This window comes from Martinezella sp. CNPSo 3959 (assembly GCF_057784355.1).
This window is the reverse complement of sequence record NZ_JBXSOV010000004.1, coordinates 245,216-262,459: the sequence shown is the minus strand read 5'-3', so window position 1 is coordinate 262,459 and position 17,244 is coordinate 245,216. Positions and strand designations below refer to the sequence as shown.

The following is a 17,244-nucleotide window of genomic DNA, read 5'->3' as shown; positions in this document are numbered from 1 at the left end:
CTCTTCGATGATAGCAAGCCGCGCTTACTCATCTTCACCGGGATCTGGTTTCTGATTTGGATCGTAGGGTATTCCTCTCACCCGCTCCCGGTCTTCCGCTTGTGCTGCGAGCATTGCCTTGACCTTCTCGACCAGTTCGGCCTCCGGCGCAGTTTCCTGAGCCACGCGAGCCTCACGCCAGCTGGCATTGTCCACGATCTCGCCGGAAAGGCGCTTACCCTCGATCAGATCCTTGATCTGGACGACGCCCTGTGCTCGCTCGTCGCCGCCCTGGATGATGGCGATCGGGCAGCCGCGGCGGTCGGCGTATTTCAGCTGATTGCCGAACTTCTTCCAATTGCCCTGGAACATCTCGGCGCGGATGCCGGCAGCGCGCAGCTGCTGCGTGAAACGCTGGTAGCGCCCCATGGCGTCGACATCGCCATCCATGACGGTGACAAGCACGGGCTCGATCACGTCTTCCATGCCGAGCTTGCCGAGGTTCTTCAACGCGGTCATCAGGCGCGACACACCAATGGAAATACCGGCAGCCGGCACCGGCTGGCCCATGAAGCGCGAGACGAGCCCGTCATAACGGCCGCCGCCACCGACCGAACCGAAGACGACCTTCTCGCCCTTCTCGTTGGTGACGTCGAACGTGAGCTCGGCTTCGTAGACCGGGCCGGTGTAGTATTCGAGGCCGCGCACGACGGAAGGATCGATCTTGATACGATCCGACTGATAGCCCGCGCTGGTGACGAGGCCGCCGATGAAATTCAGTTCCTCGACGCCTTCGCCGCCTTTGGACGTACCGGCGACAAGCTCGGCAAGCTGGGCGGCACTTTCGGCGTAGTCCTTGATGCCGACGAAGAAGAGCACCTTCTCGATCTGATCGGCGTTGAGGCCGGCACCCTTGGTGAAGTCTCCGGACTCGTCCTTGCGGCCGGGGCCGAGCAGCAGTGCCACGCCTTCGGGGCCGAACTTGTCAAGCTTGTCGATGGCACGCAACACGTTCAGGCGCTGTGCGGCCTTGTCATCGCCGCCGAGGCCGATGGCTTCCAACACGCCGTCGAGAACCTTGCGGTTGTTGACGCGGATCACATAGTCGCCACGCTTTATGCCCAAGGCCTCCAGCGTGTCAGCCATCATCATGCACATCTCGGCGTCCGCCTGCACGCCCGGCGCGCCGACGGTATCGGCGTCGAACTGCATGAACTGGCGGAAGCGGCCCGGGCCTGGCTTCTCGTTGCGGAAGACGTAGCCGGCACGATAGGTGCGGTAGGGAAGCTGGATCTCGTTGAAATTCTCGGCGACATGACGGGCAAGCGGCGCCGTCAGGTCATAGCGCAGCGACATCCACTGCTCATCATCATCCTGAAGCGAGAACACGCCTTCATTCGGCCGGTCGCTATCGGGCAGGAACTTGCCGAGCGCATCGGTATATTCGAACAGCGGCGTTTCGACAGGATCGAAACCATAATGCTCATATACGGCCCGGATCTTGGAGGTCATCTCGTTGACGGCGCGAATGTCGCTGGCCGAACGATCGACAAAGCCACGCGGCAGGCGGGCCTTGAGCTTCTGCGGTTTCTTTTGTTTGTCGCTCATCTCTAGGGTAATCCGGTATGGGAACAGTCGCGGTTAACTAGCGGATTGGGCCGAATGCGGCAAGGATTGTTATAAGTTAACGGCCGACAAAACCGACAAAAGCCAGAGAAGGCGGCATAGGAACCATGCCATACGCGATCGTCTTGAAATGCACGGATGAAACGGCCACGCCGGTTCTGGATCTTTGGCGGGAGGCGAGCCGCTTCGAAACCGCGCCATCGATGCAAGCACTGAACTATCCGCCGCATCTGACCTTCGCGGTCTATCAGGATATCGCCCTGCCTTCACTTTTCACAGCTGCCAAGAAGGCTTTCGCGGGTGTGCCGCCCATATCGGTCGAATTCTCCGGGATCGGCCATTTTCCCAACGAGATGCTGGTGCTTTGGGCACGCCCTACCGACGATCGAGTGCTCAGGCGGATACACCGCGTCATTCACGACGAGATCGACCCTGCCCTGTGCCACGAGCATTCCCGCCCGGATTGCTGGCAGCCGCATTGCACCATTGCGATGAAGATCCCCACAGGCACGAGGGAAGAGGCGCTGGCATGGGCAAAGGCAACGCCTGCGAAGTTCACGCTCGTCTTCGATGTGATGGATTGCATCCGCTTTCCGCCGGTCGAAATCCTGCAGGAAGTCAAACTGCTGTCTTGATCGCCTTCCCAGTGTCCTCCGCGGTTGAATTTGCGCTTGCCTTCGCGGCCGGCGCCGCTAGGTTCCCCTTCATGCGCTTGCTTGCGATCCTCTCGATGGTAATTGCCTGGCTGCTCTACGGTGCCATGCCGGTACTGGCGAGCTGTCCGATTTGTGATTCTATCGGCGCAATGCCCGCCGCATCAAACATGAGCATGCATGCGACCATGGCTGATATGCCGGGCATAGCCAGCCATGGCGATATGGCGCAGCATCAGGAGAAGAAGCCGCAGAACCCTTGTGCCGGTGGCATGGCGCATGTGGCGTCCTGCGCCGCCTGTCTCGCCCTGACATCGACGCTTATGGCGGAAGAAGGCAAACAGGCCTTCTCCTATCCGGCACCGGAGCCCGGACAGCGTCTTGCCGACTCCCGGCCACAACCGACAGCACCCCCTCCCCGTCTCGCCTGACGATCATCTGTATTCAATCGACGAGCGCTCATCCGCTCAAATCCAGATACCGTTCAGAAACGGAGAAAATACCTATGTCCACCTCAAAATCGCTGATGCTGGCCGGCGCATTCGTCCTTGCCATCAGCCTTCCTGCCTTTGCCGACGACATGAAGGGCATGGATATGAGCAAGCCGATGGAAGACCAAGGTGCTTCCAGCAAGGCTTTCAACGACGCCATGAGCAAGATGCACAAGGATATGATGATCCACTACAGCGGCGATGCGGACGCAGATTTCGTCCGCGGCATGATCCCGCATCATCAAGGCGCGATCGACATGGCCAAGATCGAGCTGAAATACGGCAAGGATCCCGAACTGCGCAAAATGGCGGAGGGCATCATCACCGCGCAGGAAGCCGAGATCAAGGAAATGAAAGCCTGGCTGAAGAAGCACGGCAAGTAAATTATCTGGCAAATGAGAGGCGGCATTCGTGCCGTCTCTCTCTTCCATACTTTCAACCCATGATTCCAGGCAGGCGCTCAGCGAGCAGGTCAATGATCACGCGCATCTTCAGCGAAAGCTGCGGCACCTGCGGCCAGACGGCGTAGACGTTGACGGGCCGGCTGGAGACATTGAGCACCGGCATGAGCTTGCCCGCATGCACATAGCCCCGTACCAGCCAGCAGGGTAGCCACGTAATGCCCATTCCGGCGGCGGCGGCATCCGCAATGACCTCCAGGTCATCCAGACGCAATCGCGTCTGCGGAAAATAGTCGACGGCCGCACCGTCGTCCTGCAGGAAGGTCCATCTCTTGGCTTCCCCCGATCTCGCATAGACGACGAGATCGTGGCTATCGAGATCGGCAATGGTCTGCGGCGTACCTCTAGCAGCGAGATAATCCGGCGAGGCGCATAGCGTCATGCGATGGAGGGCGATCTTGCGGGCAGCGAGGCCGGCTTCATCCCGCAACACGCCATTGCGAATGGCGAGATCGAAGCCCTCGTCGAAAAGGTCGACCACGCGATCACTGAAGGAAAGGTCGAGTTCAAGTTTGGGATGGACACGTGCCAGTTCCAGCAGCAGCGGTGCAGCACAGCGGCGACCGAAGAGAACCGGCATGGAGATGCGCAAACGTCCGGTAACTTCGCGCTTACCCGATTCCAGCATGGCCTCGCCGGACTGTATCTCGTCCAGCGCCCGGCGGCAGCGCTCGTAGAAAGCTTGCCCCTCATCCGTCAGACTCTGCATGCGGGTGGTGCGGTGAAACAGGCGCACATTCAGGCGTCCCTCCAGCTTCGCGATCGTCTTACCGATCGCCGAACGTGAGAGATTCATGCGCGCCGCCGCTGCGGAAAAACCGCCGGCCTCGACCGCCTCCACGAATTCGGGAATGCCGTTGAGCATGTCGTTCATGATGATTGCTTCCTCCAAGGAACCAGTTAGCGGAAATAATATCGCCACTGGCGACCAGAAAGCAACGATATGCTCCGTCCATTGCTTTCAATTCCTCTCAGGAGATCATGATGACGAAGACCATGAAGCGTTGGACCCTCGAGACGATCGCCGTCGGCGCGCCCTTGAATCTGACGGAAACCGCAATTCCCTCGCCGGCACGCGGCGAGGTGCTCGTGCGGGTGAAAGCCGTTTCACTGAACTATCGCGACAAGCTCGTCCGCGAAACCGGCATGGGTCTGCCGATCCAATTTCCCTTCGTACCGGCGTCCGATATGGCAGGCGTCATCGAAGCGGTGGGAGACGATGTCACCAGATTTGCCGCTGGAGATCGGGTCATTTCGACCTTCCATCCCGGCTGGATCGACGGCAAGCCGCTCGGCGATGCCCGCACACCGCCGTATAAGACGCTTGGCGGGTTCTATCCCGGTGTGCTCTCGGAATATGTTGCAATGCCGGAGGACTGGCTCGTCTCGGCGCCTCAGAGCCTCGATTATGCCGAGGCGAGCACCTTGCCCTGCGCTGGCCTGACGGCCTGGTTTGCGCTGGCGGAGCGCGGCAAGGTCAAGCCTGGCGATAGCGTGCTGGTGCAGGGAACGGGCGGCGTGGCGCTGTTCGGCCTGCAGATCGCCGTGGCCCAGGGCGCCGAGGTGTTCGTGACCTCCTCCGGACAGGAAAAGCTCGAACGGGCCAAGGCTTTGGGCGCTCATCACGGCATCGACCGCAACAAAAGCGATTGGGTGGAAGAGGTCTATCGCCTCACCAACGATCGGGGCATCGATCATATTTTCGAAATAGCCGGCGGGCCGAATTTCGCCCAATCGCTGAAGGCGGTGGCGCCGCAGGGCCGAATTTCCGTCATCGGCGTCCTTGAGGGCTTCGACATCTCCGGTCCGGTGGCACCGCTGCTGTTGAAATCTCCCACCGTGCAAGGCATCAGCGTCGGCCACCGCCGCTCGCTCGAAGATTTCGTACGCGCAGTCGACAGTATTGGCCTGAAGCCCGTCATCGACCATCGCTATGCCCTCGGCGAGGCGCCGGCCGCCTTCGATCATCTCGATCGCGGCCCCTTCGGCAAGATCGTCATCGAGCTCTAACGTGAAGCCGGGCCGCTGCGAAAAGCTGGCGGCCTGACCTATGATATCAGCCCTTCGGCTCGAAAGGCTGCGGTACGCGCTGGGCGCCCTGGCGTGCGAGCATCCAGCCGGGATATTCGGGCGCTAGCGCGCTTACTTCATCGAGCTTGGCCATATCGTCGGCATCGAGCTTCAGCTTGACAGCGGCCAGATTCTGGTCGAGCTGGTCGAGACGCTTGGCGCCGATGATGATGCTGGTGACAAAAGGCTTCGCCAGGATCCAGGCAAGCGCCACTGTTGCGACGCTGGAGCCGTGTTTCTCCGCCACTTCGCGCATGGCGGCGACGCAGGCCCAGGCGCGGTCCTTGTCGACGGGCGGGAAATCGAAGCTCGCACGCCGTCCTTCGCCATTGCCGGGAGCGCCCGGACCATACTTGCCCGAGAGCAGACCACCTGCCAGCGGCGACCAGACCATCAGCCCCAGCTTTTCCTCAGCCATGACAGGCACGATTTCGCGCTCCAGATCGCGGCCTGCGATGGAATAATAGGCCTGCACCGTTTCGAAGCGGGCAAAGCCGCGGCGTTCGGAAATGCCGAGCGCCTTGGCGATGCGCCATGCCTGCCAGTTGGAAACGCCGATATAGCGAACCAGACCGCGCGAAACGAGATCATCCAGCGCCCGCAACGTCTCGTCGATCGGCGTCACGATATCCGTGCCATGGATCTGATAGAGATCGAGATGATCGGTCTGCAGACGATCCAGGCTGGCCTGCACCGAGTCCATGATATGGCCGCGCGAGGCGCCGCGATCGTTCGGCTTGTCGCCCATGACGCCATAGACCTTGGTGGCGATGACGACATCCTTGCGGGGAATGCCGAGATTCTTCAGGGCCTGGCCGAGCAGCTTTTCGGAATTGCCGAAGGAATAGACGTCGGCGGTGTCGATGAAATTGACGCCGGCAGCAAGCGAGCCTTCGACGATCTTGTCGGCCAGCGCCTGGTCGACATCGGCGATCGAGCCCCAGGGAGTGTTGGGATTGGCCTCACCGAAGGTCATCGTCCCCAGGCAGAGTTCGGAGACGAACAGGCCGGTATTGCCGAGTTGATTGTAACGCATAGGAGAAATTCCCTTGTGGTCAGCCGGAAGACTCTTCCGGCCGGTGAACGCTATCTTTTCGCTATGAATTGGCCTCGGCACGGCAGCCGCTGTCGGCGCTGCCCTGGGGAGGTCATAAGACGGTCGTCGAGGCCGGACTCAAGCTCCGCGGCAATCGAGACAACAAGCACATAATGCACCCGAAACCATTTTCAACGCGAGACCTCGGGCCGATCACGATGCAGTTACCTGCACTTGCTCTTGCGTCCGGGCGGGCGCGGATTAGACTCCAGCTTTTATATTCATGCGCAAAACGGACACACCGATGACGCAACGCCCCCTAACCACGATCGGCTTCGATGCCGACGACACGCTCTGGCAGAACGAACAGTTCTACCGGTTGACGGAACTGCAGTTTACCGAACTACTCGCCGATCACGCCCCAAGCGACGTCATCTCCGCACGCCTGTTGGAGGCGGAGAAGCGCAATCTTCGTCACTACGGCTTCGGAATAAAGGGCTTTACCCTCTCCATGATCGAGACGGCCATCGAGATCACCGAGGGCGAAGTGCCATCGACCGTCATCGCCCAAATCCTCGATATCGGCCGCGATCTCCTTGCCCATCCCGTCGAGACGCTGCCGCATGTGCGCCAGACACTGGAGGCCCTCTCGGGAAAATATCTGCTGGTGCTGATCACCAAGGGCGATCTTTTCGATCAGGAGCGCAAGCTTGCGCAATCCGGGCTCGGCGATCTCTTCGATGCCGTCGAGATCGTCTCGGACAAGAATGCCTCAACCTATCGCCGCATCTTTTCCAAAGTGGGCGACGGGCCGGAACGGGCGATGATGATCGGCAACTCACTGAAATCGGACATCGTGCCGGCGCTCGCTGCCGGCAGCTACGGCGTCTTCGTGCCGCACGAGCTCACATGGTCGTTCGAGCATGTCGAGGAACCGACAGACGCACCGCGTTTCCGCAAGATCGGCCATCTCGGCGAGCTGCATGGTGTGATCGAAGCGTTGCAGTAATCCTTACTGTCCCTGCTTTGAGCGTGGGGGAAACAGCATCGGTCCCTGGTCCTTCTGCTGATCGGCCGGCGCCTGCTGCGCAGCCGGCGGATTGGGATCGATGAGAATTTCGTAGGGGGCACCGAGACCGCGCCGGCGCGTGACGCGCGAATAATAGGGCTTGATCAGCCAGGTCGTATCTTCGTTGACAGTGACGTCGGCGGTATTGCCATCTTCATCCGTGCCGAAGAAAGATTCATCCTCGCTCGACGAGAGATCGAAGATCGCCATATAGGCGTATTTGCTCTTCGAGCTGAAGGTGATCCGCACATGCTGGCCTTTCTTCAGCGGCAGCGTGTAGACCTTGCCCTTGCCGAACTTCGTCCAGCCCGTCAGCCTCTCGAGGACGGCCGGCAGGGCGATCTTCTCGAGCTTTTCGCCACGATCGAGCTGCGGCAGCTGCTGTTGCTGGGTATCACTTTGAGCATAGGCGGCTGCGGCGCCGAACAGCGCAATCATCGTCAGCGAAAGACCGAGAAGCGCGTCCCTCACGGCCGCACCAATGCGCAACGCATCGCCTCCACCTCTTTCCGGCAGTAGCAGCCTTCGATGTGATCGTTGACGAGGCCCATGGCCTGCATGAAAGCATAAACTGTGGTCGGACCGACAAAGGTCCAGCCGCGCTTCTTCAGATCCTTCGAAATTCGCACCGAAGCCGCCGTCGTCGGATTGGCGCGCAGATGGGCAAGATCGAAGACTTCGGGGCGCTCCGAAGCGCCCGGTTCGTGGCTCCAGAAATAGCGGGCGAGCGAACCGAATTCGTCGCGCAGCTCAATGGCGCGATTGGCATTGTTGATGGTGGAGACGATCTTGCCGCGATGGCGGATGATGCCGGCATCGGCTAGGCAACGCTCGATATCCGCTTCGCCAAACTTGGCGACCTTCTCGAAATCGAAGCCGGCAAAAGCGGCGCGGAAATTCTCGCGCTTGCGCAGGATCGTCAGCCAGGACAGGCCCGACTGGAAGCCTTCGAGGCAAATCTTCTCGAACAGCCTGACGTCATTGACGACCGGGCGGCCCCATTCCTCGTCGTGATAGCGCTGATACTCCGGCAGATTGCCGTGCCAGAAGCAGCGGTCCTTGCCATCTTCGCCGGTGATGATGCCCGTTTCGGCCATTTTCGCGATTCGTCCCCTATTTCAGCACGCGCTACCGGAAACCGGTAAGCCACTATCGGATAAACTTAGATCAATCAAATGCTTAAATTCATAGACTGACTTCGACGACCGCGCATTCCGATTCATGATTTACCACTTGCAAACCATCTTTCCAAACCAGGCGGTAACCCTGACAAAGCTTTATCGGCTTCGCGGCATTTTGATGAATAGATGTTTACCATTCGCTCGCGTGCAAGTGGCACCATTGTTTCGACCGGGCGCTTTCGCGCCCATCTTCGGCCCATGTGTAGAGAGTTTGTCCGATGATGAAACATGCCGTTCTGTGTGCCGCCGGCGCCCTGAGCCTGCTTGCCTCCACCGCCTTTGCCGACGATCGCTATCAGTCGCGCCCGCCCGTCATCGTCAGTCCCGATCTGACCGCCCCCTGGGTGATGCAGCTTGGCGGCGGTAACGTGCAGCCGGTCGTCTATCCCCGCCCAATGGCGCGGCGCGCCGCCGATCCCAGAATGGAGCAGCAGGCCAATCCGCAGGTGCGTCAGGTCGTGCAGCCGCGCGGTCTATTCGCACGGCCGGCCGTGCAACAGGTCGCCATGGCCCGCCCGCAATATCCGGCAGTCCGAGGCCAGATCGATCCGCAGTTCCTGCCGCAGATCGTCGACTACCAGACCAAGGAAAAGCCCGGCAGCATCGTCATCGATACCAACAACCGCTTTCTTTATCTGGTGATGGATGACGGCAAGGCGCGGCGCTATGGCGTCGGCGTCGGCAAGCCGGGCTTCGAATGGGCCGGCGCCCATACCGTCACCCGCAAGCAGGAATGGCCGGACTGGACGCCGCCGGCCGAGATGATCTCGCGCGAAGCCGCCAAGGGTCACTATCTGCCCGCTCACATGGAAGGCGGGGAAGGCAATCCGCTCGGCGCCCGCGCCATGTATCTGGGGTCAACCCTCTATCGCATCCATGGCACCAACGCCCCCTGGACGATCGGCAGTGCCGTCTCCTCCGGCTGCATCCGCCTTCGCAACGAGGATGTCATCGATCTCTACAACCGCGTAAAGGTCGGCACCCGCGTCACCGTCATGTAATCTCGAAAAAAGTCCCGTCCTGCGCGGCGATACTACTCCATTGGAGGGGCAGTATTCGCCGCATGGGAAAACCCTCCACTATAGTTCAGACTATAGTCTGATCGGCGACAGACAAGAGGGCAGTTCTTCCTGAACGTACCCAACATTGGTCATTTTGACCTTGATCCCTTCGTTGGTTCCGGTAATTTCCTACCGGATTAAACGAGGGGAATGCCAATTATGAAAGCAGCATTGTCGATCGTGACGGCAGGTGTCGTCGCGGCGTGTCTTCTTACAGCGTCGAACGCAGCAGCCTTCACCGCTTCGACACCTATTACGGCGACGGTCGCCCGCACCGACGTGATCCGGGTCGCAATGGAGCCGCAGGGCCAGGTGAAGCCGCAGTTCCAGCGGCGGATGGTGCGGCTGGCGACGAACGAGGAGCCGGGCACCGTCATCGTCGACACCAATAACAAGTATCTTTACCTCGTCGAAGGCAATAACCGCGCAAGACGCTATGGCATCGGCGTCGGCCGCGATGGTTTCGGCTGGTCCGGCGTCGTCAAGGTCGGCCGCAAGGCGGAATGGCCCGGCTGGACGCCGCCGCCGGAAATGATCGTGCGCGAAGCCAAGAAGGGCCACAAACTGCCGGCCTTTCAGGAAGGTGGCGAGGACAATCCGCTCGGCGCGCGCGCCATGTATCTCTACCGTAACGGCAACGACACCGCCTTCCGCATCCATGGCACCAACCAGCCCTGGAGCATCGGCCTCAACATGTCCTCCGGCTGCATCCGCATGATGAACAAGGACGTCATGGATCTCTATGATCGCGTTCCCGTGGGCACCAAGGTCATCGTCGTTGGCCCCGGCAACAAGCAGGGCGAAGTCAGCTATCAGGATCGCGGCGTCGATGTGCTGAGGACCCTGTTCGGCGGTTGATAGAATCCGACCCGAATCAGGCACCAACATAACGGGCGCTCTTCCCTCGCGTGACATCATTCACGCCGGGGAAGGCGCCCGTATCGCTTGCAATAGTTTATTGGGTGCAGGCGCGGATGGAGACACTGTTGCGCCAGTGTTACAGCCTGAAACTTATCACGCTGCACCGCCGAAAAATGGCTCGTCGCCTTCAGTTTACCGTCAGTTTTCCCGCCTAAGCCGTACTTGCCTACCCATGACTGCAATAGAAGTGTCATGGAAGCGCGTTTAGATAGCGGCACTTTGGCATCCGGGGATTTCATATGCATCGTGCATTTCGCATCAAGCAGCCGGCATTCGCCGCGCTTGCGACTTCCGCATTTATATTTGCCGCAAGCTCTGCCTCGGCGGAGATGCAATTTTCCGCTTACGGCGGCATACAGGGCGCGACAGGCAGCAATGTGACCACGTCGGACGGCGCTGATTTCGACCCCAACTGGTCTGGAAAATCCTTCAAGATGCCGCCCTATTTCGGCTTCCGCGGCATCTGGTGGCTTGACCAGTTCGACAAGCCGAACTGGGGCGTGTCGCTCGATTATACCCATGCGAAGGTCTATGGCGATCTCGGCAATACTCCCGGCTGGTCGCATTTCGAGTTCACCGACGGCCTGAACATGCTGACGCTGAATGCGCTCTATCGCTTCCAGGATTCGAGCCGCAACTGGACACCCTATGTCGGTCTCGGTGCCGGCATCAACGTGCCGCACGTTGAAGTGACCCGCTCGTCGGGCACGACCTTCGACTACCAGTTCGGCGGCGCTTCGCTGCAGGCGCAGGCGGGCGTCAGCTACCAATTCGCCAAGCACTGGTCGACCTTCGTAGAATACAAGGGTAACTACAACTTCGTGAACAACGTCTCGATCGACAGCGGCGACACGCTGAAGACCAGGGTTTTCACCCACGCTCTCAACTTCGGCGTTTCGTTCAACTTCTGACGTTCCTCAGGCTGAAGTCGCAATCGATCCCTCAAACCGGTTCAGGCATGGGGGGTCTTGTGCTATGATCCGGCGCATGAGCTTCTCTTACTATCGCTGCGACTGGATCCATCCGGAAAACGAGGAGCCGGTCATCGTTTATTATGAGGTCGATATCGCCGGTGATGTTCCGCGGCTGATCGATGTGTTTGCCGATGGTCGCCGGCAATGCATGTCGGTTGTCGATTTTACTGCAGTGGGACGTGACATGCTGGAGATCACCAGCCTCGTCGAAGGCTCGTTTTACGATGGCATTACCGGCCTGGTGGATGGCATTTTCTTCGAGGAAGGGCAGGATCGCATCAGCATGACGCGCATTGCCGCCGATCGGTTCGAAGTCGAATGGCAGGCTCATCGCCTGCCCGCGCCGGACAAGCTGCATTAGTACGCAATTCCGGACGGAAACCGCTCTTCACTTTCCCGGAAATGCTCTAAGCAGCCGCCGGCTGCAGGCCTTTCAGTTTCGTCGGCATCTCGCCGCCATAAGCCCAGTCCAGCAGCTCTACCGTATGCAGGATGGGAATGCCCGTTCCCGTCGCGATCTGCGTGATGCAGCCGATGTTGCCCGTCGCGATGATATCGGCTTTCGTCGCCTCGATGTTCCTGATCTTGCGCACCCTCAACTCGGCCGAAATTTCCGGCTGCATGATGTTGTAGGTGCCGGCCGAACCACAGCACAGATGCCCTTCTGCCGGGTCGCGCACCGTAAAACCCGCGGCTTTCAGCAAGAGCTTCGGCGCCATGGTGATCTTCTGCCCGTGCTGCATGGAGCAGGCGGAATGATAGGCGACCGCGATGCCGCGCGGCATATGCGACGGGAGATCCAGGCTTGCGAGATATTCCGTGATGTCCTTGGCGAGAGCTGAAATCCTCGCAGCCCTTTCCGCATAGGCCGGATCGAGGCGCAGCATATGCCCATAGTCCTTGATCGTCGTGCCGCAGCCCGACGCGGTGATGATGATGGCGTCCAGCCCTCCGGCATCAACCTCGCGCAGCCACACATCGACATTGGCGCGGGCAGCGGCGAGCGCCTGTTCCTCGCGGCCCATGTGATGGACCAGCGAGCCGCAGCAGACCTCCCCCTCCGGCGCCACGACGTCAACGCCGAGGCGCGTCAGCAGGCGGATAGTCGCTGCGTTGATTTCGGGATCGAGCACCGGCTGGGCGCAGCCCGTCAGGATCGCCACGCGACCGCGGCGCTCGGCCTGCGCTGCATGGAGCCCCGGCTTTGCAAAAGGCGACGGCGCGGGAATGCTGCGCGGCGCAAGATCGAGCATGGCGGCAAAAGCCTTCAGAGCCGGGATGCGCTTCAAGAGACCCTTGAACGGCCGGCCGAGGTTTGCAAGCCGCAAGGCCAGCCGGAAACGGCCGGGATAAGGCAACACGGCTGCCAGCACATTGCGGGTCAGCCGATCCATCAGCGGGCGCTTGTAGGTGTTCTCGACATGGACGCGCGCATGGTCGATCAGGTGCATATAGTCGACACCGGACGGACAGGTTGTCGTGCAGGCAAGGCAGGAGAGACAGCGATCGATATGCGTCACCACCTCGGCATCGGCGGGCCGGCCGTTTTCCAGCATGTCCTTGATGAGGTAGATGCGGCCGCGCGGGCTGTCGAGCTCGTTGCCAAGCGTGACATAGGTGGGACAGGTGGCGGTGCAGAAGCCGCAATGCACGCATTTGCGCAGGATAGCCTCGGACTCAGCCACATGCGGATCGGCAAGCTGTTCGGGCGTGAAATTGGTTTGCATTTACACATGTCCCCGTTTGAGCAAGACCCCGCCCCTCATCCGGCCTATTGGCCACCTTCTCCCCGTTTTAACGGGGAGAAGGGGATAGACGCACTCTCCGTCATTCCTCAACCTCTCTCGAGCCGATAAGGCGTCGCAAACGAGGTCGTCCCCTCTCCCCGCCCGCGGGGAGAGGGTTAGGGTGAGGGGCAATCGTAGACAGGACACCATCCGCATCACCCCATCTTCCCCGGATTGAAAATCCCCGCCGGATCGAACTTTTCCTTTACGCGCGCCGAAAGTAGTGCCACTGCTTCGGGTTGCGGCTGGAAGGCCGGTGTCATTGCGCGGTGGGCCGGGGTAGCTCGCATCAAGGTCGCGTGCCCGCCGCCCAAGGCATGAATGTAGCGCCTCAGCATGTCGCCCTCGGGCTCGGCTTCCATGCGCATCCAGACGAGTCCGCCCTGCCAATCGTAATAAGCATCCACACCCTCCTCCAGTCGAAGGGCGGCGACAAGCCGGTGGCCGGTGCCGGGGGCGACCGAGACACGCCAGACAGGAAGCGAGGTGCCATCGGCATAGGGCTTCACATTGCGGATCTCACGCCAGAGCCTGCGGCTGTCGTCCCCCTCAAGACGTTTCACCGACCCGAGTCGGCCCATGGCGGCGGCAAGCTTTTCGCCGCGGACCGAAACGGAGCCTGGAAGACCTTCGATGCGCAGCACCGTCGCCTCGCCTTGCGGCAGCTTGCCGTCGAGAAAGGACCAGGCGACCGTTAGCGGCAGATGCGCGGCGCCCGATACTTCGAGCGGCAGGGCCATGGCGGCGGCCATCGCGTTGGCGGCTTCCGCATCGTTGAGACCGGAGAGGATAATCGTCTCCTCGGTCTTTGGCTTCGGCGGCACACGGAACGTTACTTCGGTCAGAAGGCCGAGCGTTCCGTGCGAACCGGCCATCAGCTTGACGAGATCGAGACCGGTGACATTCTTCATCACCCTCCCCCCGGCCTTGACGATCTCGCCCTTGCCATTGACGAAACGGACGCCGAGCAGGCTATCGCGCGCCGCACCACTGACGAAGCGGCGCGGGCCGGAGACATTGGCGGCGAAAACGCCGCCGATCGTCGGCTCACCTTCGGTTGCCATCAGCGGCCTGTGATCCATCGGCTCGAAGGCCATCATCTGGCCGGCCTCGGCAAGAGCGGCCTCGATCTCGGCGGCCGGCGTGCCGGCGCGGGCCGTCATCACCATCTCACCCGGATTGTAGGCGACGATGCCGGTCAGGCCACGTGACGAGAGCACCGCATCGGAACTGACGGCATTGCCGAAGCCGGATCGCGTGTTGCCGCCGACGATTGCAAGGGCCGCGCCGCGCGCCGCATGATCGCCGATGATGGAGGCCGCTTCATCCTCGCTTCTCGGATGAAACTCGGTCATGCGGCGTTGCGTCCGTCGAGCGGGAAGACCTTGGATGGATTGAGTATCCAGCCGGGGTCGAAGGCTGATCGAACCGACATCATCTGGGCAAGATCGACATCGGCATATTGGTGCCGCATCAGATCGCGCTTCTCGATGCCGACGCCATGCTCGCCGGTGAGACAACCGCCGGCATCGACGCAGAGGCGCAAGATATCGTTGCCGGCCGCTTCCGCCTTGGCGGCCTCATCGGGGTCATTGGCATTGAAGAGGATCAGCGGGTGCATGTTGCCATCGCCGGCATGGAAGACATTGGCGACGCGCAGACCATAACGATCGACAATCTCGCTTGTCTTCTTCAGCACGTAAGAGAGCTGACTGAGCGGCACGGTGCCGTCCATGCAGATGTAATCGGCGATGCGTCCCGTAGCGCCGAAGGCCGACTTCCGGCCTTTCCAGATCAAGGCCGCTTCCGTTGCCGACTGGCATTCGCGCACCGTTTTGACCTTGTGAGTGCGAGCGATGGCAACGATGCTAGCCAGCATGTCGTCCATTTCTGCCTCCGACCCCTCGACCTCGACGATCAGCAAAGCCTCGACATCAAGCGGATAGCCGGCCTTGGCGAAGGCTTCGCAGATCTCGATTGCCGGCTTGTCCATGAATTCGATGGCGACAGGCACGATGCCGGCGGCGATGACGTCGGCGACGCAGGCGCCCGCCTCTTCGGAACTGTCGAAGCCAAAGAGCACCGGCCGGGCGCCCTCGGGCTTGGCGATGAGCCGCACCGTCGCCTCGGTGACGATGCCAAGCTGGCCTTCAGAGCCACAGACGAGGCCGAGCAGATCATAGCCCGCCGCATCCAGTGCCTTGCCGCCGAGATCGATGACGGTGCCGTCGGTCAGCACCAGCTTGACGCCGAGGAGATTGTTGGTCGTGACGCCGTATTTCAGACAGTGGGCGCCGCCGGAATTCATGCCGATATTGCCGCCGATGGTGCAGGCAAGCTGCGAACTCGGGTCGGGCGCATAGAAGAAACCGTCAGCCGAGACGCTTTCGGAAACGTGGAGGTTCGTCACCCCTGCCTGCACGGTCGCGGTGCGATTGGCATAATCGATATCGAGGATGCGGTTCATCTTGGGGAGGCCGAGGACGACGGCATCCTCCTGTGGTATCGCGCCCCCGGAAAGCGAGGTGCCGGCGCCGCGCGGCACGACGGGAATGCCGTAGCGATGGCAATATTTCATGACGGCCGCAACTTCCGCCGTCGAGCGCGGCAGGGCGACGGCGAGCGGCAGACGGCGATAGGACACGAAGGCATCGGTTTCGAAAGGCACGAGCTCGCGCGCCTCATGGATCAAACATTCGGGAGCCAGGAGATCGGCGAGATCGGCAACGATCTCGCTCCGGCGCGCCAGAACATCCGCACGCGGCTCCAGAAATGAAATGGCCTCGCCCATGCCGTCCTCCTCCCGCATCCGCTTTCGGATACAGCCCCTTTTAGAGCATGATGCCGAAAAGTGTGATCGGTTTTCGGACGACATCATGCTCTACTTTTTGATACTAGAGCGGATTCAGATTTTAGGTCGAATAGACCTAAAATCATCCGGCTCTAGGTGCATTAAAGGCTTAGCGCTTTCCCAAGTTTGGAGCAAATGATAAGCACTTATTCCAAAACAGGAAATAATTCTGCATGACCAATTTGGGAGATCTCGAAATCTTCGCCAGCGTCGTGGCGACCGGCAGCATGTCTTTGAGCGGCCGCGCCCTCGGCTTTTCGCCCGCCGTCATTTCGAAGCGCATCAAGCGCCTGGAAGACAGGCTTGGCACCCGGCTCCTGCAGCGCACGACGCGGCAGATTTCGCTGACGGAAGCGGGCCAGGGCTTCTACGACCGCGTGCTCGCCATCCTCGCCGGGCTGGAAGAGGCGGAAGCCTATATTGCCGGGCGCTCCTCGCAGATGCACGGCACGCTGAAAATCTCCGCCCCGACGTCCTTCGGCCGCCTCCACATCGCGCCGCATCTGAAATCCTTCATGCAGGCCCATCCCGAACTGGCGCTCAACCTCGTTCTCAGCGACGAATTCGTCGATATCGTCGGCGGCGGCTTCGATCTTGCCATCCGCATTGCCGAGCTGACGGATTCCAGCCTCGTCGCGCGCAGGCTGGCGCCGGTGCGCCGCGTGCTCTGCGCCTCGCCTGCCTATATCGATGCCCATGGCATGCCCGAGGATATCGACGATCTGCGCCGGCATATCTGCCTGCCCGCGCACAATCTCGATCCCTGGCGGCTGGAGGGGCCGAAAGGCAGCCTGATCTTTCGGCCCGAGGGCAGGCTCATCACCAATTCCAGCGAGGTCGTGCGCGAAGCCGTCATTGCCGGCCTCGGCATTGCGCTGCGCTCGACCTGGGATATCGGGCCGGAATTGCGCGACGGCCGCCTCGTGCAGGTGCTCCCGGCCTATGAAGGCTCGCACAACGTCACGCTATCGGCCGTTTATCCCAGCCGACAGTTCCTGCCAGCAAAAGTGCGCGTCTTCATCGATTTTCTGGCGGAACTTTACGGGCCTGTTCCCTATTGGGAGCGATAAAGCCACCTGGAGGC

General features: G+C 60.8%; 18 protein-coding genes. 10 read left to right on the top strand and 8 right to left on the bottom strand.

The features are described 5' to 3' along the window. Positions 1-24: 24 nt before the first annotated feature. Complete coding sequence (gene hisS, locus AC13RE_RS13675; protein ID WP_488563307.1) at positions 25-1,587, bottom strand: histidine--tRNA ligase; 1,563 nt, start codon at positions 1,585-1,587, stop codon at positions 25-27. A 125-nt stretch (positions 1,588-1,712) separates the two neighbouring features. Here hisS and AC13RE_RS13670 point away from each other — a divergent pair, with 125 nt between their 5' ends. The 3 genes from AC13RE_RS13670 (at position 1,713) to copM (ending at position 3,132) form a co-directional block, all read left to right on the top strand. After that, positions 1,713-2,240, top strand: a complete 528-nt coding sequence (locus AC13RE_RS13670) for a 2'-5' RNA ligase family protein (RefSeq protein WP_488563306.1) — start codon at positions 1,713-1,715, stop codon at positions 2,238-2,240. A gap of 11 nt (positions 2,241-2,251) precedes the next feature. Further along, on the top strand, positions 2,252-2,689 hold the full coding sequence (locus AC13RE_RS13665; RefSeq protein ID WP_488563305.1) for a hypothetical protein: 438 nt from the start codon (positions 2,252-2,254) through the stop codon (positions 2,687-2,689). Between the two features lie 95 nt (positions 2,690-2,784). Further along, positions 2,785-3,132 (top strand): CopM family metallochaperone, encoded by a 348-nt coding sequence (gene copM / locus AC13RE_RS13660; protein ID WP_488563350.1) that lies wholly within the window; start codon positions 2,785-2,787, stop codon positions 3,130-3,132. A gap of 52 nt (positions 3,133-3,184) precedes the next feature. Here the strand turns inward: copM and AC13RE_RS13655 are convergent, their stop codons facing one another. Then, positions 3,185-4,084 carry a LysR family transcriptional regulator gene (locus AC13RE_RS13655; protein ID WP_488485590.1) on the bottom strand — a complete coding sequence of 300 codons (900 nt, stop codon included), beginning with the start codon at positions 4,082-4,084 and terminating at the stop codon, positions 3,185-3,187. Between the two features lie 110 nt (positions 4,085-4,194). On the opposite strand from AC13RE_RS13655, the gene AC13RE_RS13650 reads away from it, so the two are divergent. After that, a complete protein-coding gene (locus tag AC13RE_RS13650) occupies positions 4,195-5,220 on the top strand; it encodes a zinc-dependent alcohol dehydrogenase family protein (RefSeq protein ID WP_488563349.1) in 1,026 nt (341 codons plus the stop codon). Positions 5,221-5,266: 46 nt separating this feature from the next. Here the strand turns inward: AC13RE_RS13650 and AC13RE_RS13645 are convergent, their stop codons facing one another. Next, positions 5,267-6,316, bottom strand: coding sequence for an aldo/keto reductase (locus AC13RE_RS13645; protein ID WP_488563304.1), 1,050 nt, complete (start codon positions 6,314-6,316; stop codon positions 5,267-5,269). A gap of 304 nt (positions 6,317-6,620) precedes the next feature. On the opposite strand from AC13RE_RS13645, the gene AC13RE_RS13640 reads away from it, so the two are divergent. Further along, positions 6,621-7,325, top strand: coding sequence for an HAD family hydrolase (locus AC13RE_RS13640; RefSeq protein ID WP_132715916.1), 705 nt, complete (start codon positions 6,621-6,623; stop codon positions 7,323-7,325). 3 nt (positions 7,326-7,328) lie between these two features. Here AC13RE_RS13640 and AC13RE_RS13635 read toward each other — a convergent pair whose 3' ends face one another. Together AC13RE_RS13635 and AC13RE_RS13630 are read right to left on the bottom strand one after the other, a co-directional pair. After that, positions 7,329-7,823, bottom strand: a complete 495-nt coding sequence (locus AC13RE_RS13635; RefSeq protein ID WP_488485639.1) for a hypothetical protein — start codon at positions 7,821-7,823, stop codon at positions 7,329-7,331. 29 nt (positions 7,824-7,852) lie between these two features. Then, the gene (locus tag AC13RE_RS13630) at positions 7,853-8,482 is read right to left on the bottom strand and encodes a DNA-3-methyladenine glycosylase I (protein WP_488485587.1); all 630 of its coding nucleotides are present in this window, start codon (positions 8,480-8,482) and stop codon (positions 7,853-7,855) included. 302 nt (positions 8,483-8,784) lie between these two features. On the opposite strand from AC13RE_RS13630, the gene AC13RE_RS13625 reads away from it, so the two are divergent. The 4 genes from AC13RE_RS13625 to AC13RE_RS13610 all read left to right on the top strand — a co-directional run bounded on the left by AC13RE_RS13625 (position 8,785) and on the right by AC13RE_RS13610 (position 11,883). Further along, positions 8,785-9,567 carry a L,D-transpeptidase gene (locus AC13RE_RS13625; RefSeq protein WP_488563303.1) on the top strand — a complete coding sequence of 261 codons (783 nt, stop codon included), beginning with the start codon at positions 8,785-8,787 and terminating at the stop codon, positions 9,565-9,567. A 219-nt stretch (positions 9,568-9,786) separates the two neighbouring features. Further along, positions 9,787-10,485, top strand: a complete 699-nt coding sequence (locus tag AC13RE_RS13620; protein ID WP_488563302.1) for a L,D-transpeptidase — start codon at positions 9,787-9,789, stop codon at positions 10,483-10,485. Positions 10,486-10,787: 302 nt separating this feature from the next. After that, on the top strand, positions 10,788-11,459 hold the full coding sequence (locus AC13RE_RS13615) for a porin family protein (RefSeq protein WP_132715912.1): 672 nt from the start codon (positions 10,788-10,790) through the stop codon (positions 11,457-11,459). A 76-nt stretch (positions 11,460-11,535) separates the two neighbouring features. Continuing rightward, positions 11,536-11,883, top strand: coding sequence for a DUF6881 domain-containing protein (locus AC13RE_RS13610; RefSeq protein WP_112335377.1), 348 nt, complete (start codon positions 11,536-11,538; stop codon positions 11,881-11,883). Between the two features lie 46 nt (positions 11,884-11,929). Here AC13RE_RS13610 and glcF read toward each other — a convergent pair whose 3' ends face one another. From glcF to AC13RE_RS13595, 3 genes are all read right to left on the bottom strand, one after another. After that, positions 11,930-13,249: a glycolate oxidase subunit GlcF gene (gene glcF, locus AC13RE_RS13605; RefSeq protein WP_488563301.1), complete on the bottom strand. Its 1,320-nt coding sequence runs from the start codon at positions 13,247-13,249 to the stop codon at positions 11,930-11,932. 215 nt (positions 13,250-13,464) lie between these two features. After that, positions 13,465-14,664, bottom strand: coding sequence for an FAD-binding protein (locus tag AC13RE_RS13600; protein ID WP_488563300.1), 1,200 nt, complete (start codon positions 14,662-14,664; stop codon positions 13,465-13,467). After that, on the bottom strand, positions 14,661-16,100 hold the full coding sequence (locus AC13RE_RS13595) for an FAD-linked oxidase C-terminal domain-containing protein (RefSeq protein ID WP_488563299.1): 1,440 nt from the start codon (positions 16,098-16,100) through the stop codon (positions 14,661-14,663). The genes AC13RE_RS13600 and AC13RE_RS13595 overlap by 4 nt, the downstream gene beginning before the upstream one ends. Before the next feature lie 233 nt (positions 16,101-16,333). Here AC13RE_RS13595 and AC13RE_RS13590 point away from each other — a divergent pair, with 233 nt between their 5' ends. Next, a complete protein-coding gene (locus AC13RE_RS13590; protein WP_488563298.1) occupies positions 16,334-17,230 on the top strand; it encodes a LysR family transcriptional regulator in 897 nt (298 codons plus the stop codon). The last annotated feature ends 14 nt before the right edge of the window (positions 17,231-17,244 follow it).